The sequence below is a fragment of the Chryseobacterium sp. S0630 genome (assembly GCF_024158915.1).
Taxonomy (GTDB): Bacteria; Bacteroidota; Bacteroidia; order Flavobacteriales; family Weeksellaceae; genus Chryseobacterium.
Genome location: NZ_JAMZGF010000003.1, coordinates 59235 through 82291, shown reverse-complemented (window position 1 = coordinate 82291; position 23057 = coordinate 59235). Strand labels below are relative to the sequence as shown.

At 35.0% G+C, this 23057-nt stretch carries 20 protein-coding genes; 11 read left to right on the top strand and 9 right to left on the bottom strand.

Annotation, left to right across the window (positions count from 1 at the left end; translation table 11 throughout):
- Positions 1-6 precede the first annotated feature (6 nt).
- A complete protein-coding gene (locus NK356_RS02120) occupies positions 7-402 on the bottom strand; it encodes a DUF3408 domain-containing protein (protein ID WP_253316134.1) in 396 nt (131 codons plus the stop codon).
- A 4-nt stretch (positions 403-406) separates the two neighbouring features.
- Complete coding sequence (locus NK356_RS02115) at positions 407-1174, bottom strand: ParA family protein (protein WP_253316133.1); 768 nt, start codon at positions 1172-1174, stop codon at positions 407-409.
- Between the two features lie 635 nt (positions 1175-1809).
- Here NK356_RS02115 and mobA point away from each other — a divergent pair.
- Both mobA and mobB read left to right on the top strand, forming a co-directional pair.
- Positions 1810-2253, top strand: coding sequence for a conjugal transfer protein MobA (gene mobA / locus NK356_RS02110; RefSeq protein ID WP_253316132.1), 444 nt, complete (start codon positions 1810-1812; stop codon positions 2251-2253).
- Entirely contained in the window at positions 2250-3530 is a 1281-nt protein-coding gene (mobB, locus tag NK356_RS02105) for a conjugal transfer protein MobB (RefSeq protein ID WP_253316131.1), read from the top strand. The genes mobA and mobB overlap by 4 nt, the downstream gene beginning before the upstream one ends.
- Before the next feature lie 56 nt (positions 3531-3586).
- On the opposite strand, the gene NK356_RS02100 is transcribed toward mobB, so the two are convergent.
- Complete coding sequence (locus NK356_RS02100; protein WP_253316130.1) at positions 3587-3865, bottom strand: hypothetical protein; 279 nt, start codon at positions 3863-3865, stop codon at positions 3587-3589.
- A gap of 179 nt (positions 3866-4044) precedes the next feature.
- On the opposite strand from NK356_RS02100, the gene mobC reads away from it, so the two are divergent.
- Positions 4045-6045: a conjugal transfer protein MobC gene (gene mobC, locus NK356_RS02095; protein ID WP_253316129.1), complete on the top strand. Its 2001-nt coding sequence runs from the start codon at positions 4045-4047 to the stop codon at positions 6043-6045.
- A gap of 54 nt (positions 6046-6099) precedes the next feature.
- Here mobC and NK356_RS02090 read toward each other — a convergent pair whose 3' ends face one another.
- The gene (locus tag NK356_RS02090) at positions 6100-6954 is read right to left on the bottom strand and encodes an RteC domain-containing protein (protein WP_253316128.1); all 855 of its coding nucleotides are present in this window, start codon (positions 6952-6954) and stop codon (positions 6100-6102) included.
- A 76-nt stretch (positions 6955-7030) separates the two neighbouring features.
- Complete coding sequence (locus NK356_RS02085) at positions 7031-8680, bottom strand: AraC family transcriptional regulator (RefSeq protein ID WP_253316127.1); 1650 nt, start codon at positions 8678-8680, stop codon at positions 7031-7033.
- A 305-nt stretch (positions 8681-8985) separates the two neighbouring features.
- Between NK356_RS02085 and NK356_RS02080 the strand changes: the two genes are divergently transcribed.
- From NK356_RS02080 to NK356_RS02065, 4 genes are read left to right on the top strand one after another with little or no spacing between them, the layout of a single operon-like run.
- The gene (locus NK356_RS02080) at positions 8986-9204 is read left to right on the top strand and encodes a hypothetical protein (RefSeq protein ID WP_253316126.1); all 219 of its coding nucleotides are present in this window, start codon (positions 8986-8988) and stop codon (positions 9202-9204) included.
- On the top strand, positions 9201-9374 hold the full coding sequence (locus NK356_RS02075) for a hypothetical protein (RefSeq protein ID WP_241279525.1): 174 nt from the start codon (positions 9201-9203) through the stop codon (positions 9372-9374). The genes NK356_RS02080 and NK356_RS02075 overlap by 4 nt, the downstream gene beginning before the upstream one ends.
- 10 nt (positions 9375-9384) lie before the next feature.
- Positions 9385-10899 carry a MauE/DoxX family redox-associated membrane protein gene (locus NK356_RS02070; protein ID WP_253316125.1) on the top strand — a complete coding sequence of 505 codons (1515 nt, stop codon included), beginning with the start codon at positions 9385-9387 and terminating at the stop codon, positions 10897-10899.
- A gap of 24 nt (positions 10900-10923) precedes the next feature.
- Complete coding sequence (locus tag NK356_RS02065; protein WP_062669273.1) at positions 10924-11187, top strand: hypothetical protein; 264 nt, start codon at positions 10924-10926, stop codon at positions 11185-11187.
- Between the two features lie 115 nt (positions 11188-11302).
- Here the strand turns inward: NK356_RS02065 and NK356_RS02060 are convergent, their stop codons facing one another.
- The 4 genes from NK356_RS02060 to NK356_RS02045 form a co-directional block, all read right to left on the bottom strand.
- Positions 11303-11689 (bottom strand): hypothetical protein, encoded by a 387-nt coding sequence (locus NK356_RS02060; protein ID WP_253316124.1) that lies wholly within the window; start codon positions 11687-11689, stop codon positions 11303-11305.
- Positions 11690-12106: 417 nt separating this feature from the next.
- A complete protein-coding gene (locus NK356_RS02055; RefSeq protein WP_253316123.1) occupies positions 12107-14662 on the bottom strand; it encodes a S9 family peptidase in 2556 nt (851 codons plus the stop codon).
- Complete coding sequence (locus NK356_RS02050; protein WP_253316122.1) at positions 14640-16043, bottom strand: RagB/SusD family nutrient uptake outer membrane protein; 1404 nt, start codon at positions 16041-16043, stop codon at positions 14640-14642. The genes NK356_RS02055 and NK356_RS02050 overlap by 23 nt, the downstream gene beginning before the upstream one ends.
- A 17-nt stretch (positions 16044-16060) precedes the next feature.
- The gene (locus tag NK356_RS02045) at positions 16061-19060 is read right to left on the bottom strand and encodes a SusC/RagA family TonB-linked outer membrane protein (RefSeq protein ID WP_253316121.1); all 3000 of its coding nucleotides are present in this window, start codon (positions 19058-19060) and stop codon (positions 16061-16063) included.
- Between the two features lie 648 nt (positions 19061-19708).
- On the opposite strand from NK356_RS02045, the gene NK356_RS02040 reads away from it, so the two are divergent.
- The 4 genes from NK356_RS02040 (at position 19709) to NK356_RS02025 (ending at position 23035) form a co-directional block, all read left to right on the top strand.
- A complete protein-coding gene (locus NK356_RS02040; RefSeq protein WP_253316120.1) occupies positions 19709-20017 on the top strand; it encodes a helix-turn-helix domain-containing protein in 309 nt (102 codons plus the stop codon).
- A gap of 221 nt (positions 20018-20238) precedes the next feature.
- Positions 20239-20688 carry a hypothetical protein gene (locus NK356_RS02035; RefSeq protein WP_253316119.1) on the top strand — a complete coding sequence of 150 codons (450 nt, stop codon included), beginning with the start codon at positions 20239-20241 and terminating at the stop codon, positions 20686-20688.
- Positions 20678-22237, top strand: a complete 1560-nt coding sequence (locus NK356_RS02030; RefSeq protein WP_253316118.1) for a DNA phosphorothioation-associated DGQHR protein 1 — start codon at positions 20678-20680, stop codon at positions 22235-22237. Before NK356_RS02035 ends, NK356_RS02030 begins: the two co-directional genes overlap by 11 nt.
- Before the next feature lie 66 nt (positions 22238-22303).
- Positions 22304-23035, top strand: a complete 732-nt coding sequence (locus tag NK356_RS02025) for a hypothetical protein (protein WP_253316117.1) — start codon at positions 22304-22306, stop codon at positions 23033-23035.
- The last annotated feature ends 22 nt before the right edge of the window (positions 23036-23057 follow it).

Genomic DNA, 23057 nt, shown 5'->3' with positions numbered 1-23057 from the left:
GATACATTAAAAAATTGGACGGTATTTATTATTGTAATCCTCTGTAATTTCCTTTTCAAACATTTCGAAATGGTAAGCCAGAATATTATCCAGATAGGCATACAATGGAATCTGATCTTCTGCAATAATCTGAATAATACGAGATAAACGCTCGTGATATTCAGAACGGATATAGATACTTTTATCACCACGCTTAGTCATTGTATGATGGGTTAGAAACTGCTCAACATAAGTTATTTCATTATTCTTCTTATTCTTCAATGTATGCTTTTGTACTTCTTTGTTCTTTGGAGGATCTGCATTTTGAATCGGTATTTCTTTCTGGGCACTTCCAGCCATAATAGACATTAAATACTGTTCATCAATACCTTGGACCTCGTTGTTATTTTTATCATTTTCCATACTGCTATAATTTGATAATTTTCAAAAATTCTTCTATAAATTGATCCAGTCTGCATTGAACTAACAGCTTAGGATCTGCAGGCAGTAAAGTCGATCGAAAAACCGTCTTTGCTACCAACTCCCCTTCTTTCCGAAATCTCTTACTGTCTGTAATGGTTGTTTCCATAAGCTGTAGACCTAAATCTGAGATTACCTTACTGTAATTTTTGTACAACATTGTCTTTTCTCTTCCATCCACCTGATTCCAGAACAAATGAATGCTTCGGATCCCTGTCTGATTTTCTTTCATCAATACATTGGTTAAAACATCAGTAAAACTCAGTGTACTCTCCAGTACGACGCGATCGGCAGTAATGGGAGAAAAAATGTAATGGACATTGGTTAGGGTTTGTAAAATACCTGCAGTATTCACGGTCCCCGGTAAATCAAGGAAGATAACATCTGGTGTTATTTCGGATCCTTCAACATACATCTTTATTTCATCTAAAACCTGATCGGCTTTACTCTGGAAAATAGGATAAGCTTTTTTATTGATACTCGTAAATTGTTTGTGAGCCATCTTTTTTAGGATTTCATTCTGCATTACCGTTTTCAAATCACGTTCTCTCATCTGGAGTAAACTGTACTGTGGAAAATCACAGTCAAAGACGGTGACCTGATACCCCATCCGATAATGAAGAATACTTGCGATAAGTGTTGTAAATGTGCTTTTTCCAACTCCTCCTTTTTGAGTAGAAAATGCAATAATGGTGGGTTGTTTTTTTGTTGTCATTATAATTGAATTTTAGTTAAATCAAATTGTAGAGAATGAGGGATGGAAAGCATTCAAACCTTAATAATCTCACGAGGGAATCATAGCTATTACGAATGTTGGCCGTGATTCCTGAAAGCTATATTGACTTCCGGCATTATGTAATGAATGTCATCCATCTTACAATCCTGATCGATTGATTTTCCGATTTCTGTCTCTCAAAAATGATATTGTGCTGGCGGGAAGTCAGGAAGGCCAGCATGCTGGATTTCCACTATTCAAGATTTCTGTAACATCCGCAGCCAGGAAATCCTGCTTTCACTCTGATCCAAATGAATAATATTTCTTTCTTGGAAGCTGTGTAATGGTCGTTTTTGGCTTTAAGTGACTGTCTTTGGCTTTCTCTCTAATGCCGTCTCTACAAATCATTGTGGCTTATTTTGTTCCAGGAAGACAGAGGAATCTTAAGAGGTTGAATTCTATTTATACTATGCAGTACTCCATCTGCTTTTTTAATAGAATTTCCTTTCACCCGAAAGGGGCAAGTTGTGTTTTGAGCATCTCTAAATGATTTCCGATGCTAAAAACAACTTGCCCTTGCAGGGGGCAGAAAAACAACCTCCGAAGTCGGTGTTTATAGAGTAAAGTAGAAGATTATGAATGATAAAAACAATGAACAAAAGAAAAAGGGAGGACGACATCCTAAAGTTGATCCTGCCAAGATTAGATATACCATCTCTTTAAATGAAGCAGAGCATTCCCGGTTTCTTGAACTTTTTGATCAGTCAGGAATGAAAGTTAAAGCTCATTTTATAACGTCCTGTATCTTTAACAAACCCATAAAAACGGTAAAAATTGATAAGGGAAGTTTAGATTTTTATATGCGGTTGACCTCCTTTCATAGCCAGTTTCGTAATGTAGGCGTTAATTACAATCAGATCGTGAAGATTCTTTACACTCATTTTTCTGAAAAAAAAGCAGCTTCTTTTCTGTACAAGTTGGAAAAACAAACGGTAGAAATGATTGAAATTTTTAAAAATGTCATTAAGATTACCGAAGAATTCCATCAAAAGAATCTACAAAATAATAAGGCAGAATGATCGCAAAAATTGGTAGAAGCAACAATCTTTTTGGAGTTTTGTCATACAATAATACCAAGATACAACAGGAGAAAGGAGAAATTATTTTGACCAGCAAAATGGTAGAAACCCTGAATGGACAATATTCTGTGCCACAGTTGATGAAATCATTTGAGCCTTATCTGATCGCTAATCAAAAAACAGAAAAACATACGCTCCATATTTCTCTTAATCCCGATCCCAGAGACCATGTTTCTGATCAAAAATACAAAGAAATAGCAGAGCAGTATATGCGTGAGATGGGTTATGGAGAGCAGCCTTTTGTAGTGTTCAAACACACTGATATTGACCGTTCCCATATCCATATTGTTTCTGTATGCGTAGATGAAAATGGTAAAAAGATTTCTGATCAATTTGAAAAAGTAAGGTCAATGAAAATCTGTAGAGAATTGGAAAAAGAATTCGGACTTCAACCGGCAACTGAAAAACAAAGTCATCAGAATATGAAAACTTTTCGTGCTGTAGATTACAAAAAAGGTAATGTAAAAAGCCAGATTTCTTCAGTTATTCGCCATCTTAGCGAATATTACCAATTCCAAACATTCGGAGAATACAACGCATTACTTTCTCTCTATAATATAACTACCGAACAGATAGAAGGTGAATTGCATGGGAAATTGAAAAAGGGTTTGCTATATTTTCCTTTATCTGATGATGGAAAAAAGACAGGACATGCACTTAAAGCTTCTTTATTTGGGAAAACAGCTGGACTTGAAAGCTTACAATTACATTTTGAGAAGTGTAAACTCAGTCTGAAAAATAAGCCTTTACAAAAAGATCTTAAATCTCTTATTCTTACAACTTTTCAGTCCACAGATAATGAGTCTGATTTTAAAAGACAATTAGCTCAACATCATATTGATACTGTCATTCGTAAAAATGAAAAAGGAAGAATCTATGGGGTAACATTCATAGACCATCATTCTAAAACAGTTTGGAATGGATCAAATTTAGGAAAAGAGCTTGCGGCCAATCACTTTAATGACTATTGGAACAGCAATATCAAACCAGAGATAAAAGATCCGAGAGTATTAAGCCCCAAATCATTATCAAATGATACACATCTTCCTGTGGAAGAAACTTATCATTTGTTTGACTTTTTATCAACGGATAAACACGAAGATGCCTTGATTGAAGCGTTGGGCAATTTAATACCCGAAGCACAAGGGGAAGATTATGAGGAACTTGATTTTTTAAATCAGCTAAAGAAAAAAAAGAAGAAAAGACCTAATCGTTAAAAATATAGCAAAGTTACCTTATGTGAACTTTACTATATTTTATAATGATTTTTTAACTATTTCCAATGTATTTCAACGAACTTAATCAATTCATCTCTCATAACAATATTGCTTGCCTCAGGAAGTCGAATTAATTTTTCAACTTGTTGAAAACTAACCTTCTTTTCTAAATTATGCTTTTTTAAAAATGAGTTACAAAAATCTTTAACTTCATAACGTTCTTTCTTATTTACCCTATCCTTATCTTTTTTTCCGATGTATTTAGGATCATCACTTGGTGTAGTTGTAGTTTCATAATCGTCATAAAGTAAATCATCTTCTTTAAATTCTGCCATATTAATTAAATATTTAGTTCTTGTAAATCTAAAGGGTTTACTGGAAGTCTCTTTACGGTTTTCCGTAAAAACATTTTATACCATAGAAATTTAATGAAATAGAAAGTCATTGAAAGCCAATTTCTATGATGAAATACTAAATTAAATATTTTTCACTTTGTTAATCTAAATTATTGAGAATGCAGGGAGAAGATGACTTAAGAGGGCTCGCTAAGATAATGGCCTTTATGCGTGCAGTCAGTATTCTTTTGGTACTGATGCATCTTTATTGGTTTTGCTATCGTTTCTTTTTGGAACGGGGCTGGACATTGGAAATAATCAATAAAATATTAGCAAACTTTGACCGAACGGGAGGTCTGTTTTCGCATCCCCTTTATACCAAAGTATTTGCAGTGGTTTTGCTGGCGTTGAGTTGTTTGGGAACTAAAGGAGTAAAAAATGAAAAGATAACTTGGACAAAAATTTTCTTAGCAATAAGTATTGGCTTTGTGCTTTTCTTCCTCAATACACCATTGCTAAATCCCTCTCAAGAAACAGCCCTGTTCCTATATTTCATTACGATCTCATTAGGGTATATTGCCTTATTAATGGCAGGCGTATGGATGACCCGATTGCTCAGTACCCATTTAATGGACGATGTATTCAACAACGAAAATGAGAGTTTCTGGCAGGAAACCAAACTGGTCGAAAATGAATATTCCATCAATCTTCCTACTCAATTTTATTACAAAGGAAAATGGAATAAAGGATGGATAAATATTGTGAATCCTTTTAGAGCTTCAATTGTGCTTGGTACTCCAGGCTCGGGAAAATCGTACGCTGTTATCAACAATTATATTAAGCAGCATATAGAGAAAGGCTTCAGTATGTATATCTACGATTTTAAATTCGACGATCTTTCATCCATTGCCTACAATCACCTGCTGAAGCATAGCGATAAATATAAAGTGAAACCGAAATTTTACATCATTAATTTTGATGATCCACGAAAAAGCCACCGATGTAATCCATTAAATCCAAATTTCATGACAGATATCTCCGATGCTTATGAGGCTGCTTACACCATCATGTTGAATCTCAATCGAAGCTGGATACAAAAGCAAGGAGATTTCTTTGTTGAAAGTCCTATTATATTGTTAGCAGCGATCATCTGGTTTTTAAAAATTTATGAGGGAGGTAAGTATTGTACTTTTCCACACGCAATCGAACTGCTTAACAAAAAGTATGAAGATGTATTTACCATATTAACTTCATATTCAGAGCTGGAAAACTATTTATCTCCCTTCATGGATGCCTGGCAAGGAGGGGCGCAGGACCAGCTTCAGGGTCAGATTGCATCCGCGAAAATTCCATTATCGAGGATGATTTCTCCACAGTTGTATTGGGTGATGACAGGAGATGATTTTTCATTGGATATTAATAATCCTGAAGAGCCCAAAATATTATGTGTCGGAAATAACCCTGATCGCCAGAATATATACTCTGCAGCTTTGGGGTTGTATAATTCGAGGATTGTAAAGCTTATTAATAAAAAAGGCAGACTTAAAAGTTCTGTTATTATAGATGAGTTACCAACTATTTATTTTAGGGGGCTTGATAATCTGATTGCAGCAGCAAGAAGCAATAAAGTCTCAGTTTGCCTGGGATTCCAAGACTTTTCTCAACTGACTAGAGATTATGGAGATAAAGAAAGTAAAGTTATTCAAAACACCGTTGGAAATATCTTTAGCGGCCAGGTTGTGGGTGAAACCGCAAAAAGCCTTTCGGAGCGTTTCGGAAAAGTACTTCAAAAAAGACAGAGTTTGTCCATTAACAGAAACGATACTTCGACATCAATTTCAACACAGTTAGATTATTTAATTCCCGCTTCTAAAATTTCAACCTTAACACAAGGATTTTTTGTAGGTGCTGTTTCAGATAACTTTGATCAGAGGATAGAACAGAAAATATTTCATTCTGAAATTGTTGTAGATAATGCAAAACTTTCTGCTGAGTTGAAAGATTATCATCCTATACCGCAAATTCGTTCTTTTGATGATGAAGATGGTAAGGATCATTTGAAGACAGAAATAAACCATAACTACAATAAGGTTAAAACCGATATTCTTAGTATCATCACAGATGAATTAGAAAGAATTAAAAATGATCCCAATCTACAATATCTGATACAGCAGCAATAGTTTAATGTAAAGCCCCAGTAATTGAAGCGGTTTATTGAGGCTTTAAGACAGATATCATTCACCTTCCATATTCATAAAGTGCTGATTAAGATTGTCAGTAATTAAATGTAAAAACTTCGTAGGTCCTTGTTTTCGATTTCTGATTTCGAATATAGTCTTATGAAAGTTTCCCAGATCAGTATTTAAAAATTTCTCTAAAGATTTAATGACCTCACTTAACTCAATATTTCCGCCATTAAAACAGTGCATATGATAAAGGGCATAAACCAGTTCTATCAGACTTACTTTAGATGCAGACCAAGTTAAAGAAGACTGATCGGTGAGCTTCTGATAAACAGGTTCCTCACTCTCTTTTATAGAATTCAAAAGATACTTCTCCAAACGGTCGTTGGCTAAAATCTGAGCAACAATAGGATCATGAGAGGTGGCAAACTTTTCATCATAATCATACATACCGGTTTTAAGTTTCATTTTTATATCAAATTGATTTCTTATAAAATACTTCTGATCCAGAAAAGTAGCATTGAGTCTATAATATTGGTAAAAATCTATATGTTCCCGGTAAAATGATTTGATCATTTCCAGCTCACCACTATAATATTCTTTCAGACTCTTCTGTCCTGCATTGGGCTTGGCTGCTTCCATCGACAATAACTTTGAATAATAGATAAATTGAGAAATAAACAGAGGTTTTAGGTTTTTAAAAAAATAGATTTCATCCGCTGCTGTCGAAAAATCAAAATCACTTACCATTGATTTTATCTCTCTAATATCAATATCAATAGCCATTAAGCACTTCTCATAATACTCTACCTTATTGTCGAAACATTCAAATTCAATCAATTCTAACTTTTGTTCCAATCCATCTTGTAATTTTTTACATTTTTTAAAAAACAGTATTGTTTCCATATTTTTAAGTAAAAAATACAAAATTTAAATGAGTCCCTATCGGAAGGCTGTAGGGTTGAAATTAATTATCAACACTTTATTTTTGATCCTGTTTCATCTGTTGGATAAAATCAACAACATTTACAGCAGTTATTTCAAAGAAAAATTTAGAAAAGTTAGAACGGTTGGAAAAACCGCATTCTTTTGAAATAGTATCAATAGAATATTTGCGCCATTCACTATCATTAGCAATCATCTCTTTAGCATATTCAACTCTGAGCCGGTTGACATAGCTGTTAAAATTACAGCCTTTATGCATGTTTATAATCGCAGAGAGATAAGCAGTATTGGTTTTTAATTTTTTAGCCAACTGATTTTGTGTTAAACCTTTTTCAAGATAAAATCTTTTTTCTTCCATTTTATCCAGCTTGCCTAAAATTTCATTGACCAATTGCTCAGGTAATTTAGAAGTTACCGATTGATTAATTTCTTTTGGTTCTACCACATCATCTGAACCTAATGGTAAATCACTAACCACTTCCTCTACTCTGCTTCTCCTTACTTTATGGTATCGAAAGCCAGAGATGATGGAGAGAATAATAAATGAAATTAAAGCAATCACATAACCATATAAAGATGAATATTCCAATCTTTCCTTTGATTCGTTTAAATCTTTAGTATCGTATTCCTTATGAATCTTTGTAGAAAGGTATTTAAAGTCAGTTGATAGTATTTTGTCAAAAGCCAGCAGCTGCTTGGTATAATAAAGCTCACTTGTATTATCGTTATGATCTTTATAATAATGAATTAGCATTTCGTAGGATTCTCTCACCGCAGGCAGTACAAAATTACGCTTTACAAAGATTGAGTCCACTTTTTTGAAGTAATAAACCGCTTCATTATCCTTTTTGCTTCTTAGTAAGATTTTTCCTTTCAGAAAATAAATGACCGAAGCATTGGTAAAATCATCAACTTTTAGAATTCCTGCCAGAGCTGTATTAAAATCTTCTACAGCTTCTTTATCTTTCTTCTCTATATAATTTAATACGGCTCTAAGCTTGTAAAAATAGCTTCTTTCAAGATCAAAATCTTTATCATTTGCAGATTGCTTTAATCCCTGCTCAACCAGTTCTGATGCTTCTTTATATCTTGCAAGAAAGATCAGACAGATGCCCATCTGGTTAAGACTGTTCAAATATCCTTTCTTTCTGTTATGTCGAAGATTGGAAAGCGGTTTCGAAGTATCAGGTTTATTGTAATATATTCTACATTTTGAAAAGATACTGAGAGCCTCCTCATAATATCCCAGATAACTTTTAACGACCCCTATATGATACATATTTTTGTGATAGAGATAAGAGTTGTCAGAATCTTTAAGATAAGTCCAGGCCTTTAAATATTCATCTAATGCTTTCTGATATTTCCGGAAAGTGAAATAATAGATACTTCCCTTCGTGAGGTAAGCATTTCCTATAATATCAGAATCTTTTGACAATGACGCCGCCCATATTGTGCTATCAGCATAAACAAGTTTTTTATCTTTAGTAAAATACACAGCATCCCTATAGGCCTGTGATAACTCTTTATAGTTTTCTTCTTTTCTAGCCTTTTTTATATAAGGATTAACAAATTCGAGTGCGAGCCCATCATTTTCATCAAAATTATCATAACGCGCCCTATAGTCTGAAAACTTCTGACCATTCATTAAAAGGCTAATAAATACGAAAATAAATATGGCTTTTTTCAAAATAAAAAAAGTTTTTATAACAAATTTTTAAAATAAGATGAATATTATTCAAAAGTACACAAATTGAAACAAGAATAATATTATTTCAACACAAAGGGAATTTAATAAATCAAAACATTAATTTAAACACACTGATAATCAATATATTAAAACGTAATTATATTTTGATTTAATTTACAAAACGTACCACTATAATTTATAAATCAAGCCCATATATCTTTTTTTCCGGGCTTTTTCTGCTCTAAATTCGTTCTCAGAATTCTAATATAAACCGGCCGGGATTGTTAACCTTTAAATCCCAGATCATGAAAACCTTAATTTACATTTCAACAGGAATTTTAATTGCCATAATGCTTTATTCCTGTCATCCGGATCAGCCTTTATCAATGGAAGATCCAAAGGAGAACATCCTACAAAGTAGTATTTTATCTGCAAAATCAGATAGTATAGAATTTATGGAAACGGACCCTCCAAAAGATCGTGACCACTGGAGACCCGATGAAACTAATAACCACAACAAATGAACAGTGAATCAATTCCATCGCTTACGATAAGATCAGGACAAAAATGTCCGGTTAGCGGATTATGGAAAAACACAGGAACTTTCACTACAACGATTGTTATTGCTGAGAAATCAGCAATGCCGGATTATTGCGGACAAAAAGTTATATGGATCCTTTTGTATCAATGCTAAAAAATATACCATGAGAAAGCTCATTGAACAATTCCCCACTTTCACTGCTTATTTTTTTGTGCTATTGTTGATGTACGCATCGGTAAGTAAGATTCTTGATTTTGAAAATTTCCAGGTACAGATTGCACAATCCCCTCTTTTGACAGCTTATGCAGGAGTGGTATCTTATCTGGTAATTATTATTGAATTATTGATTGTTATCCTGCTGCTTATTCCGCGCTTTAGAGGTATAGGTTTATTTTCTTCATTAGGAATAATGACCAGTTTTACTGTTTATATCTATATGATCCTCCACTACAGTGAATCAGTTCCATGTTCCTGTGGAGGTATCCTGGAAAAAATGAGCTGGGATGAGCATCTTTTTTTCAATCTTATATGCGTACTCCTGGCAGTCATTGCCTTGATTTGTTTCTATTATAATCAGAAAAAAAACAGCTATAAAGTTTATACAAAATTATCCGCTACTATTTTAACAGGCTCTTTCATTGTCATTCTTCTTTCTATCAGTTCTGAACATACAGTTAAGAGAGAAAATAAATTTACCCGTCGTTTTCTCATCCATCCACTGATTAAGGATAAGACCCTACAGCTTGATAATGAACATTATTACTTTGCCGGAAACAATAAACTCGATGTTTTTTTTGGAAACACATCCACTCCTTTGGTTCTGGCATCAGTTGACAATAGTTTTAATTCATTACAAAAAATGCAGATATATCCCGATCAAACAGACTTTACTTATACCAATCTGCAATTAAGAGTAAAAGATTCGGACTATTATCTCTATGATGGTAGTGTTCCTATTATTTACAAAGGAAAAACAGGAAAAACAGCAGCCCATACGATTAGTCATAATGAGGTATATTTTAACCAGCTAGCAGTAATTGATTCTTCAAATTTCGCAGTAAGAATACGCAGCAGTAAAACAGGGGAATATGAATTAGGATTACTTACCCTTACGGGATATCCGCACTTCACCCATTACGACAGACTGCTGGAAAAGCAGATTGACGGGATATTTGATGCTGACGGACAGCTGGTTGCCGATGTAAAAAAAAACAGTATCACCTACATGTATGCTTACAGAAATCAGTTTCTGGTCATGAATGACGAGCTTAAGCTAAAAAGCAGATTCAAAACCATTGACACGATCTCAAGAGCCCAGATTGAGCCCGTTAAGCTTGCGAATGGAAGTACAAAATTAAAATCCCGTCCTCTAAAGGTTAACTCTGTATTAGCAGCCAATGGTCCGCTTCTTTTCAATCGATCTCATCTTATGGGGAAACATGAAAGCGCCGAGCAATGGAGAAATGCAGTCATTGTTGACATTTACAGGACTGATAAACAGGAATATGTTGGGAGCTTCTATTTAGATCATATTAATAATAAACCTGTTTCTCAGATTATGGTTACCGATAATTATCTCTATACTATAGCTGGCAAAAAGCTTGTCCGCTACCAATACAGAACATCTAATGTAAAATATTTTACGACAGGGGAAGCTGAAAACCTGAAAAAAGAGTAAGCATTACCAAAAACTTCAATTATTATGAAAAAGTTTCTTATCCCTGCTGCCCTGGTGATTATGGGCACAGGAGGTGCATTAGCATCAAACATCGAAAGTTCATCCAAAGTTGTTACTATTGGATACAGAGTCGGAAATTTCGGAGAGCCCACCTGCGTAGCAGTTAAAAACTGTGAAACAGTAAACACAGGGATACTCTGCACTTACACAGATGCTACAGGTCCTCATAACTTGAAAAGAATGAGTGGATCACAGTGTTTTGGAGATTTGTTTGAAATCTTACCGTAATTTGAAATCTATTAACAAAGAGAAGGATACCGCGTGGTATCCTTCTCTTAATATAGTCTCTTTTGATGCACTACCATTCTGATAAATACTTCGGTCAAAGTAATGTCAATTATAATTATTCTTTCTCATAAATATAAAGTCCGCAAAGATTGTTGCTAAAATATATACTCCCCTCTGTATAAGATTTAACATCTACACTATCGACTTTAAATCCCATTTTTTCAAAATCGTCATCATTAAAGTATGAGTCTAAAGCAGTAAATTTTAAGTCGTATTTTTTTCCAACAAGTATTTTATTTTTATTATGTAATTTCTTTTTACAGTTTTTCTCAGATAAAACCAGCTCCTTAAGGGCTCCATTTTGAAACTGAATCAAATACATACTCTTTGTACTATCTATTTTTAATATTTTATAAGTATTATTAAAACGAGTATCTCTAGAAAGCTTACTATAAGAGCAGCTTATCAACAGAGCAATAAATAAAACTACGGTATTTCTCATCTATTTTAAAATTTACAACGAATTATTTCAAAATCGGATATAAAATAAGTATTGACGACATATGTCATAGTAAACAGGCTGAAATTCTTGATTGAAAAAAAATTTCCGTTGATACTTTATATAGAATATAGACATGTGAGTAAAGAAATTCACTGTTTTTAAAAAAAATATTTACCGGTTATTATTTAGGAAACCAAAGTAGAAAAAAAATATATTCCCTCACTTATTCAAAACTTTCAAATTATAATACAATTTCGACATTAGTAAAAAGTATTAATTATTATTATCCGAAAGCTTACTGAAAAGGGCAACTCTTGCACGCGGCCGTGTTAGTCACAACTATGGGCTTAATTTTTTTTTCTAATCAATAGTATTATCATCTCCTTAATTACGTAAATAGCAACATAGAAAAGGATGCTAAAGTGCATCCTTTTTTATTTGTCTCTCTATCCATGAAATATTTCTTTTTCCTTTCAGAAAATAATCCAACCAATCCTGTATCCTGAGTGCCAGATCTTTCTCTGCCTTTGAACCTATGGTAAAAACATGGGCTTCTCCTGGGTAGAACAATGCGACGACATCTTTTTTATTCCTTTTCAGCCCAATATAAAATTCCATAGTCTGGTCCCATACAATCCTTTTATCTTCTGTTCCAGTCCATAAAAGGATGGGAGCATTTACTTTATGAACATTTTCAATGGGATTATTTTCCTTATAGCTTTTCCTGTTCTCTGCATATGAAGCATGCATATTATACTGTCCTTCTTCAAACTGCCAGTAAAAAGGAGTGAATGAGGTCTCATTATAGGAAAAATACATTCTTGTCAGATCACTGGCTCCCGCTCCTGAAATATAAGTCTTAAAACGATTTGAATGTCCCGCTATGAAATCAGTTCGGAATCCTCCAAAAGAATGGCCTATCAACCCAACATTCTTAGCATCGATACCCACATGATTCTGCAAAGCATCCAGAGAACTTTCTACGCAGTCCAACGCTGACAAGCCAACTCCTGAAGATCCATTTACAATATCGGGGAGATACACAAAATACCCTTCTTTCAGAAGTTTCCTTATAGAAAATCCTACCGGAAAGTTATTAAGTGGGGATAAATATTGATTGGGATTTCTGCTCTGTACTTCATAAATGTGAACAACCATAGGATATTTCCTTCCACGGGCATATCCGATAGGATAATACAAAAGTCCTTTTAGAGAAACTCCTTCCTTATTTTTGAAACTGATTGTTTCCATCCTTATTATCTCTGATATTTTATCCTGGGGATTACTCTTAAAGACAACTTTACCTTGCTCCTTTCCTATCTCTTTATACACAATCTTCGGTGGTTCATTCAAGCTTTCTTCAACATATACAGCTTTACTAAAAGACTCATCAGTCTTATGCCATGTTATATTGGAAGCTGATGAAGCTATAAGTGTTTGAAGCTTGCCTCTATCCCATTTCAAATAGGTTTTCTCAATACTTCCTTTCTGAGTCACTGACAAGAGTACAGGTGCACTTACATTGACAATACTCTTTCTAAAATTATAACCTGACTCAGGATATAAATCAGTTTCATTTTTAGTGATGACATTTACTTCGTTTTCCTGATCGATATTAAGTGCTATGAGCTTCCCTGCCTCTACATCATACTTCCAAAGATCATTGCTGCTCTCAAAAAAGATTGCTTTGCTATCCGGACTGAAATATCCTTTTTTCAAATCCTTTTTGGGCAATACTACCCTTCTTGATGTTTCTGTATCCACCAATACCCACAAGTCCTCCTTATTTTTGTATATAAAATGACTTCCACAGTGTGACACCGAAACTTCTGCCTGCATGATGCCAAGGTCTTCATACATCCCTTTGTTAAGATCATAGAGAAAGCCATGAACCGGTGGAAACAGGGTTGAATAATTTTGCAGTTCATCCCTGTTAAACATCAGAAAGTAATCAGGGTTATTCAGGCTTATCACAGTTGAAAAACGATCAGAAGGAATTTTTATCACTTTATTCCCTTCCTTTTTCCATATCCAGTACCGCTTTACAAATGCCCCTTCCTGCTTGGCTTCCAGATTACCATCATTGCCATACCAGATATCGACTGTTGATTTTTCTGCCGGAATATGGGTCATTCCCGTAACCATGATAGCCTTTCCGTTTTGTATTTCTGTACAACGCAGATATTCATCCCGCCTAATGTCATTCATATCAGGAAATATCAGCTCTGCTCTCCTGGTATCGAACAATACAAGCTTCTGAGATGAGCTATTTGTATTTCCAAATCCCTTTGTTTCTTCCTTAAGGATTATGATACTCCCTGAAGGTGTTTCCTCCATACTTCGGATCATTCCCGGTGTGGAATACATTACATCTGCCTTATTGCCGAAATATTTAACCAGCTGGGTTTCTTTTCCTTCCTTTTTTACGATATACAATACAGATCCGGAACTGCTGACTCTGAAATACTGCACCCGGTTTATCTCTTCCAGCAGTTTAGATTTCGCATTATAGATATGAATAATACTATCACTGGTTTGCAAAAAATATTTCTGCCCTTTTTCCATCGTCCCGCTCTGGGTTATATTTTCTGATTCAGTTCCGTCCTGACTTGTCTTCAGGTCTTTCTTCATTCCAGTCAATAAATTCCACAAAACCGCTTTTCCTTGTCCCAATGCCAACAGCTGATTGTCTTTTACAAAGGAGTACTGGTATTTTCTAATAAGCGTCCCTATCAGGGATTGGGCTCCTGACTTCCCTGTAGTCAGCACCACAGCTGTATCATAATTCTGCCTGTAGACCTTTGTGGCCACCACCCATTTTCCATCATTAGACACCTTGTTAACAGCAATATTATAATAGGTTGAACTTTCGTCTTTAACTGAATCCTGAACCTGCGCATAACACACCATTCCCAAAAGAATAAAAAAAAGAATTAGAAGTTTATTGATATTAATAGCCATTATTCTGAGCATTAAGATTGGGATTAAGTAAGAGATCTTTCTGAGGAATAGGCCAAACGTTGTGGAAAGGCTGCCAGTTAGGTTTTACCCCCTGTAAATCATTCAGTCTGTTATTACGCTTTAAGTCCAGAAATCGGTGTCCCGTTTCTGTAAAAAACTCCCTCCTGTTTTCCAAAAGGATTTCACTGAGCAGAACTTCTTTTGAAACCGATACTAAAGGACTCAGTTCCGCTCTCTGCCTTATCGGATTAATATACAGTAGTGCTTCTGCTGTTTTATTCTGTTGAGTCAGCGCTTCGGTCAGCAGTAAGTACACTTCTTCCAGACGAAACACTATAGAGTCCTCCGTGTTATTGATGGTTGTATTTTTATACTTATTCACACGATACCATGTACTTCCTCCCACCATTACAGGAGTCATCCATTGCTGTTTTCTAAGGTCTCCCGCTTCAAAGGAATTCAAAAGACTTTCAGAAAGCGCATAAGTGGTAGGAGCTGCCCCTGAGAAATAATACAGCATCGCTTCTTTAACCGGATCACCGGGATTTGCTGGCTTTAACTGCCATAGGATATGTTTTGAATCTTTCTGAAATATCTTTGACAGATCATTCTGAAAACTGTACAGCGGATTTCCCAAAATTGTTTTAAGTATCGTTTCTGCCTGAACCCATTTCTGTGCCAGTATATATACCTTAGCCAGCATCAGTTCTGCTGCTTTCCGGTTAGGGTATACCCTTTCCTCATCCCTGTACTGATCTGAGAGCAGCTCAGCACAGCGGGAAAGATCCGTTTCCAGTCTTGAAAGTACTTCCCCTGTTTCCACCCTTGGTAAAGACTGGTTTATTGTATAATCCGTTGTTACCGGATAAGGAACCGCTCCAAAGACCTGCTGCAAATAAAATAGAAGAATGCTTCTTACTAAAAGAGCTTCCCCTTCTATTCTATTCTTTTCATTAACCGGTAAAGCAGACGCTTTAACTCCTTCTATAATGGCATTGGCTGAATAGATATGCTGATAAGCAGTTGACCATACTGAATATACCGTAGAATTAGTATCGGTCTGCTGGTTATGATAAAGGGCCAAAACGCCATTGGTATCCGTTAAGGCATACGAATCCAGATCATCAGTATAGACTCCAAGAAATGGTCCCAATGATTCTCCTGACAGCGGTGAGTTATCCCTTAGCCCAGCATACAGTCCAGCCAGCGCTGCATTAGCGGTTTGAACATCTGCAAAGACTTTGTCTTTTCCGATCTGATTGGAAGGGGTTTCCACTTCCAGCAGCTTTTCGCAGGAGAAAAGAAGCACACAAAACAGCAGTATCATTCCCATATTCCTAGAGAACCTCACTACCCTACGATATTGATTTATATTGATATTAGAATTTTTCATTATTATTTTTTTAGCAATTACAGTGAAATAAGTACACCCAGTGAATAGGTTTTTAAAGGAGGCAGGTAGCCAATATTCCTGAACTCGGGATCAGGCCCGAAGTATTTTGTAAAGGTTAACAGGTTCTGTCCCTGAAAATAGACTTTCACACTTTTAAAAGTTCCTTTTACCGGAACCTGATAGCCCAATTCCAGATTCTTAAGCCTTATAAAGGAGGCATCAGACACCGCTGCCGTACTGTTCATAAAAAAGACATGGAGCTGATTCTTGATTCCGTTACTCCCTGAAGAATACGGCATGTAGGTTCCACCAGGATTATCCTGAGACCAAATGTCCAGTACTTCTTGAGGCTGGTTATTCATCGTTCCCGGAATGGGCATGATATTGTTATAGTTCCAGTTTCTCTGTTTGACAAACTGAAAAAGAAAGGACAGGTTCCAGTTCTTTAGCCGAAGAGTATTATTCCAGCCTCCAAAGTACCGTACTCCGATATTCTCAACCGCCTGCCTGTCATCAGGAGCCGTGATCTTCCCATCACTGTTAAAATCTTTGAAGCGGTACAATCCTGTAGCAGGATCAATCCCTTCATACTGGTATACCTTTACTGAAGTAATAGGCTGTCCTATGACATACGTATTGGCATAGGTAGAGCCTGCCAGTCCTGGAAAAGAAACCAGCTTGTTTTTAGGAAAACTGATATTAATACTTGATTCCCACTGAAAAGATCCTCTAGAAAAAGGTTTTGCCGAGAATTCCAGTTCCCATCCTGAGTTCTCCACTACTGCATCCAGATTGGCCAGTACACTTGGAAACCCTGTTATAGAAGGTAGTTGATAGCCTACCAGTTGGCTTGAAGAGCGGTTCCTGTACCATGCTGCGGTCAGATTGATTCTGTTTTTTATAAACCCAAGCTCTAAAGCAGCTTCCAGCTTGGTGGTCTTCTCCCAACTGTAATTGGGATTATACAGCCTTGAAGGATTCAGTCCTGCGGTACCATTATACAGGTATTCTGAGAGATCATAAGTATCCAGATACCCGTAATCCCCTATGTTATCACTTCCGGTAGTTCCATAGCTGGTACGGAGTTTTCCAAAACTCAGCCATTTCTTATTTTTCAGGAAAGGTTCCTGAGAGAATATCCATGCGGCTCCAACCGCCCCGAAATTCGCAAACTTATTACTGGGACCAAAGCGGCTGCTTCCATCCCGTCTTCCGGTTACATTCAGGATATACCTTCCTGCATACTGATAATTGACTCTTCCAAAGAAAGCAGCGTACCGGTATTCTGTTTTAATCTGATCCGTAATGATCTTGGTCCTAGCGGCTCCTATATTCTCTATAAAAGCATTGCTCTCAAATCCAATCCCTATCATAGACCCCAGCGAAGCAGTTTCCTTTTGAAAGGTTGTTCCTACCAGTACATCCAGCGCATGACGTTCTTTCTTCATCTGCCAATTGAGCTGAGGTTCCAGAATAAATGAAAAACGGTTCTGACCACTGGTGTAAGATTGTGAACTGGCACTGGACTGTCCCTGATAAGATGAGGGATTATACATGGTATTAGGCTTTAGTGACCTTTCATCAAAAGACTGATAATTCAATCCTCCGTTAAGCTTCAGAAACCAATGTTCCAGCAGTTCATACTGAACATTCATATTGGTTAAAAACTGCTTGTTCTCATAGGAATAGGAACTGTTATAGAGACCTGCGGGATTGTTAAAGGTGTTGTTCTCCCAGTTGAGACTTCCATCTGAGAGGTATAAAGAAGGAGCATTAGGCACCATCAGGAAAGCCTGTTTAGTGATATCCTCACTCAATACATTGTTCTTCTGAAGAGAAAACCTGCTGGAAACATTCAGCTGAAAACGTTTATCTTCAGAACTATGGCTGATATTGGCAGAGAGATTATCCGTTTTGTACTTAAAGTCTTTTGAAAACACAGTAGACTGCAAGTGATGACCATAGCCTACCAGAAAGGAGGTTCTTTCATTTCCTCCGCTTAGAGAGACATTTGCAGTAAAAGCATCTGCGGTATTACCGATAAGTGTTTTCTTCCAATCTGTATGTCTTGTCTGATCCCATACTCCGTTACTATCATAGGCATTCGCAGGATAAACATTGATTCCATCATTCTGATAAGCCTGTCTTCGCATCCTGAGATAATCTTCCGTCTTCATCATGGTAAGGTTGCTGATCACAGAACTTACTGAATAAGATGTTCCAACATTTAAGTCTAAATTTGAGGATTTTCCTGATTTTCCTTTCTTTGTGGTTACCAGTACTACTCCATTCGCTCCCCTTGATCCATAGATCGAGGTTGCATCTGCATCTTTCAGAATCTCAATACTCTCAATATCCGCAGGATTGATGCTGTTTAGTGGGTTGATACTGCTGGCTGGCAGTACCGCTCCTGAAAACTGAGAAGCCATTTCTCCTCCTACCGGAACCCCGTCCACGACATATAATGGATTATTTCCAAGAGCACGCAGGCTGTTCTTTCCTCTTATCTGAATATCATAGCCTCCTCCAGGTATTCCCGAGTTCTGTACAATATTTACTCCCGCTACCCTTCCCTGGGCCGCAGAGAGGACATTGGTGACGGGTTGATTTCCTATATCTTTTGCTGAAACTTTGGCGATACTACCGGTTCTTTCTTTGTCTTTAACTTTGTAGTAGCCAGCGTTGAGAATGACTTCTTCGATTCCCTTTACTTTTTGTTCTAAGCTGATATTAACGACGGTTTGATTAGTGACGGTAAATTTTTCTTCTGCATAATCAGGGTGTCTGAACAATAGGATGGTATTTTCTGCTGAAACCTGTAAGGTATAGGTTCCGTTGTTACCGGTTATGGTTACCTGATCACTACCCTCTTGGGAGATTATAACTCCCTGCAAAGGTTTGCCGGATGAGGTTACGGTACCGGAAATGGTGCGTATTTGGGCATTTGTATAGATGCTTACAGTGGTAAACATGAGCCCAAAGAAAATGCCTCCTATATTGTAATAGGAATTTTTCATAGATTTGTAAAGGTTTTTAATTTTTTAAAGATTAATTACTGAACTACGCTCTTTCCCGTTGGTCTGCAAACTCTATGGGAAGGGGCTTTTTTCTTTCTTCTGATTTTAAGTTGAGTAGTTTTTTGATTCATTTTTTAGATAAAGACTTTCCTGATGCCCTTTAGTATGAAAAAGGACTGGTGAGGTTCTGCAATCAGTGACCTTTAGGGCACCGGAAAGAATTTAATATGAATGAAATCTGTGTTCCCGTGTAAGCTTTTTAAAGCCGCAATAGGTTGTACCCTCCTATTGTATCGTGTAGTCTGATACTATTTTGAAAGCGGGCTTAGATTTTACTGTAGAGATAAAGCGAACAGCATGAAATAAAATGGCATGGAACTCTACATTATCCGAGCAGAGGCACTGGTATACCCATAACAACAGATAAGAGAGCCCACGCCTAGGTCGTGAGCTTCAAGCCTATCATCTCGTTGTTATTTGAAAATTACCAGTTTTCTGCTTCGAGATTCTAAGCAATAGCTTCTAATATTTCGTTGAAGTATCGCAAAGTTACATTATCTGTAACCTATTTTACAAATATAATAAAAAAAAACATTAGACGACATATATATCTTCATGAAAAGTATTTAAAAGATCAAAATTTACTACATGTATAAATGGCAGGTAGAAGATTTAAAGTTTCAAATTGGTAAGATAATTCAAGTCTATAGATTAAGGAGAGAATTATCCCAATTCCAGTTAGGATTGGAATTAAATATTTCTAAAGATCATGTAGGTAGAATTGAGCGAGGATTGACAAATCCAACAATTGAAAATATTGTAAAACTTAGCAATTTTTTAGACATTAATATATTATTCCTTTTCACAAAATTGGACGTAAAAGAATTACAAAAAATAGAATTAGAAATTGATTGCTTACAAAAAGAGTTTAAAAATAAAAATAAGAGAAAATCCTGACGAGAGTCGGGATTTCTAGCATGTTATTTCTTTACATTTCCAAATTATTAAGAAATTATTCTACATTTTAATTCTAATGAAAATAAATTATTACTAATTAATATTCTAACTATAATTTCACACCGCAACCTCAAGATAGTTTTCAAAAATTGTTATTAAGCAACGTCTATAATTGCGTATTTTTGTAAGTTTACTGTTAATTCTTTTAAATCCTTTAATAGATGAAATTTATAACTATACTATTATATTTCATTTTCGCAATAATGTTTCTAGCGGCAATTGGAGTTTTGATCCCTTTGACCTTAGATATTATGTACAATGATCAAAATCTAGTAAAAAATCTCAATCAAAATTTAATCACCTACTTTATTGCTATTGCAGTAACATCAAGTTTAGATTATATTATGAAAATCATTGATAATCAAGTAACATATCGTAAGCCTGTGATTTTAATAACATGCATTTTAAATACGATTGTACTATTTATGGCTTGCCAGGTAATGTATTATAATGTAAAAGGAAAATATTTACAAAATATTCCTTGGCAAATTTTTGTTGGAATAATTTTCTCATTTACTGCTTGGTGGTTAGTAAACTATAATAATTCAAATTTTGATCCAACCTCTTCCTTAGGTGGTGATACATCAAAACCTCTCTCAAATGGAAAATAATAATTTTTTAGAACTAAGAGCTTTAAAAGTTAGCCAACCCCTAGGAAATTTTTTTGTAATTTCAATAAACGCTGCAAAATTATTAGACATTTGCTTTTCTGAGCCTTTAAAATATATAGATGGAAGTGGAAATGTTCAAGGAAGTCAGCGCCCCCAAGATCAAAAAAGATTAAAAGAAATTGCTAGTTATATAGAATCTGTAGAAATGGCTTTTCCAAATTCGATTATATTATCTGCAAACTATAATGAAAATGGTCAAATTGTTTATGACAAAGATGATAGGTGGCGTATAGAGAGTGATAAGGATGGATTTAAACTTATTATTCCAACAAAACAGAAATTAGCTGCAATCATAGATGGACAACATCGTTTAAACTCTTTCAGATATGTAACCAATAATAGCAAATTGGAAAAAATAGACCTTTTATGTTCTGTGTATTTTGACCTCCCTAATTCTTATCAAGCATTTTTGTTTGCAACGATTAATTCAAATCAGAAAAAAGTTGATCGAAGCCTAGCGTTGGAACAATTTGGATACAACGTCGATGATGAGAATGAAAAATCTTGGACACCAGAAAAATTTGCTGTTTTTTTATCTCGAAAATTAAATACAGACAAAACAAATTCTGCATTCTACAGACACATAAAAGTAGCTCCAATGAATGTGGACAGTTTGTTTAATGGAGAAAAAAATAAAGACTGGGTGGTTTCCACTGCAACAATTGTTGATGGAATTACTTCATTAATAAGTGCAAATCCTAAAAGAGATCGTATTTTAATGCAGCAAAAAAGTTTTTTAAATGGAAGAAACAGATCAATGTTAGTTAACATAAAAGATAATTCACCGTTAAGAAAACAATTCTTGAATATCGAAGATCAAATAATATACGATATTATTGTAAGTTATTTTAAAAGTATAAATGAGATTTTATGGGTAAATAGTAACACTAACTCATACATTAAAAAAACGGTAGGAATTCAAGCTCTTTTTGATGTTTTAAAATCAATTTTAAAATCCGAATCAAATAATATCAGTAAAATTGATTTTAATTTCTATATAGAAAAATTAAAAAATTTAGATTTTGGAGATAAATTTTTCCAATCGTCTGGAATAGGAAGAGGTAGGATAAGAAATACTATAAATATTAAACTTGGGTTAATTTCTATTGAAAAAATAAAAGGTAAAGATCAAGACTTTTATCAAAAAATATTACAGAATATTAATTCAGATTACAGCCCAGAGCGATGGCTCTGCGAGGAAGATTCTGAAAATGCTATTATAAATACTCTTGAAAATATTGTATGGAACTATGAAAATAGAACTATAACATTAATTCAAAATAATAATTATGATGACCTAATTACTATACGAGATTACAATTCATTGCTTAATAAATTAGAAGAAATTGGTGAAATAGAATTTTTTGCTACTGCGCCTTCAGACGATGATGTAAGAAGTCTAATTAAAGAAAAATTTGATTTAGAAAGTATAATTCAATTAAGTTTAATTCCGTACACAGATAACTTAACTAAATTAGGTTGGTTATAATCCCAAAAAAGATTTGCAAGAATAAAATTTTATGCGAATTATAACAGCTAAAATCATATTTAATCTATGATAAAATTAAACAGTTTTGCAGACAATAGATTAATTCGTGGATGCATTTTTTGCGGTGGTCAGGCTGAAACAAGAGACCATATACCATCAAAATGCCTATTAGATCGCCCTTATCCGGAAAATCTTATAATAGTTGGTTGTTGTTATGAATGTAATCAAAGTTTTTCAAGCGATGAAGAATATTTTGCTTGTTTCATTGAATGTGTTAGTTGCGGTTCAACAGATCCTGTGGAACTTAATCGTATATCAATATCAAAAACTCTCCAAAATTCGCCCAATTTAAGAAATCGTATTGAAGCATCAATAGTGAAAATCGATGGTAAATCAGTTTTTACACCTGAGCAAGACAGAATAAACAATGTTATGTTAAAGCTAGCCAAAGGACATGTAGCATATGAGTTAGATTTAATAAAACGTGATAAGCCTAATTACTTTTGGTGTGGATTACTAACATCATTACCCGAAGAATATAGAATAGATTTCAATGCTGCTCACGTACAAGAAAATGTTGGAGAAGTTGGCTCAAGATCAATGCAACGTTCATTTGTTACAAAGTTATCTATAACAGATACTAATGGTAAAAATAAAGACATCAGTGTTCTTATCAATGATTGGGTTGATGTTCAGGATAAGAGATATAGATATATTGCTATTGATGATAAAGGAATTATTATAATTAGAATTGTTATTGATGAGTTTTTTGCATGCGAAATAGCATGGGAAAACTAACAATCACAGATTATAGAATTTA

Excerpts from the sequence above, each read along its gene's own strand:
- NK356_RS02090 (WP_253316128.1), bottom strand. The coding sequence starts at position 6,954 with ATGGAAACAATACTGTTTTTTAAAAAATGTAAAAAATTACAAGATGGA.
- NK356_RS02115 (WP_253316133.1), bottom strand. The coding sequence starts at position 1,174 with ATGACAACAAAAAAACAACCCACCATTATTGCATTTTCTACTCAAAAA.
- NK356_RS02035 (WP_253316119.1), top strand. The coding sequence starts at position 20,239 with ATGAAATTTATAACTATACTATTATATTTCATTTTCGCAATAATGTTT.
- NK356_RS02030 (WP_253316118.1), top strand. The coding sequence starts at position 20,678 with ATGGAAAATAATAATTTTTTAGAACTAAGAGCTTTAAAAGTTAGCCAA.
- NK356_RS02040 (WP_253316120.1), top strand. The coding sequence starts at position 19,709 with ATGTATAAATGGCAGGTAGAAGATTTAAAGTTTCAAATTGGTAAGATA.
- NK356_RS02055 (WP_253316123.1), bottom strand. The coding sequence starts at position 14,662 with ATGCTCAGAATAATGGCTATTAATATCAATAAACTTCTAATTCTTTTT.
- NK356_RS02045 (WP_253316121.1), bottom strand. The coding sequence starts at position 19,060 with ATGAAAAATTCCTATTACAATATAGGAGGCATTTTCTTTGGGCTCATG.
- NK356_RS02060 (WP_253316124.1), bottom strand. The coding sequence starts at position 11,689 with ATGAGAAATACCGTAGTTTTATTTATTGCTCTGTTGATAAGCTGCTCT.
- NK356_RS02070 (WP_253316125.1), top strand. The coding sequence starts at position 9,385 with ATGAGAAAGCTCATTGAACAATTCCCCACTTTCACTGCTTATTTTTTT.
- NK356_RS02120 (WP_253316134.1), bottom strand. The coding sequence starts at position 402 with ATGGAAAATGATAAAAATAACAACGAGGTCCAAGGTATTGATGAACAG.
- NK356_RS02050 (WP_253316122.1), bottom strand. The coding sequence starts at position 16,043 with ATGAAAAATTCTAATATCAATATAAATCAATATCGTAGGGTAGTGAGG.
- NK356_RS02025 (WP_253316117.1), top strand. The coding sequence starts at position 22,304 with ATGATAAAATTAAACAGTTTTGCAGACAATAGATTAATTCGTGGATGC.
- mobC (WP_253316129.1), top strand. The coding sequence starts at position 4,045 with ATGCAGGGAGAAGATGACTTAAGAGGGCTCGCTAAGATAATGGCCTTT.
- mobA (WP_253316132.1), top strand. The coding sequence starts at position 1,810 with ATGAATGATAAAAACAATGAACAAAAGAAAAAGGGAGGACGACATCCT.
- mobB (WP_253316131.1), top strand. The coding sequence starts at position 2,250 with ATGATCGCAAAAATTGGTAGAAGCAACAATCTTTTTGGAGTTTTGTCA.
- NK356_RS02065 (WP_062669273.1), top strand. The coding sequence starts at position 10,924 with ATGAAAAAGTTTCTTATCCCTGCTGCCCTGGTGATTATGGGCACAGGA.
- NK356_RS02075 (WP_241279525.1), top strand. The coding sequence starts at position 9,201 with ATGAACAGTGAATCAATTCCATCGCTTACGATAAGATCAGGACAAAAA.
- NK356_RS02100 (WP_253316130.1), bottom strand. The coding sequence starts at position 3,865 with ATGGCAGAATTTAAAGAAGATGATTTACTTTATGACGATTATGAAACT.
- NK356_RS02080 (WP_253316126.1), top strand. The coding sequence starts at position 8,986 with ATGAAAACCTTAATTTACATTTCAACAGGAATTTTAATTGCCATAATG.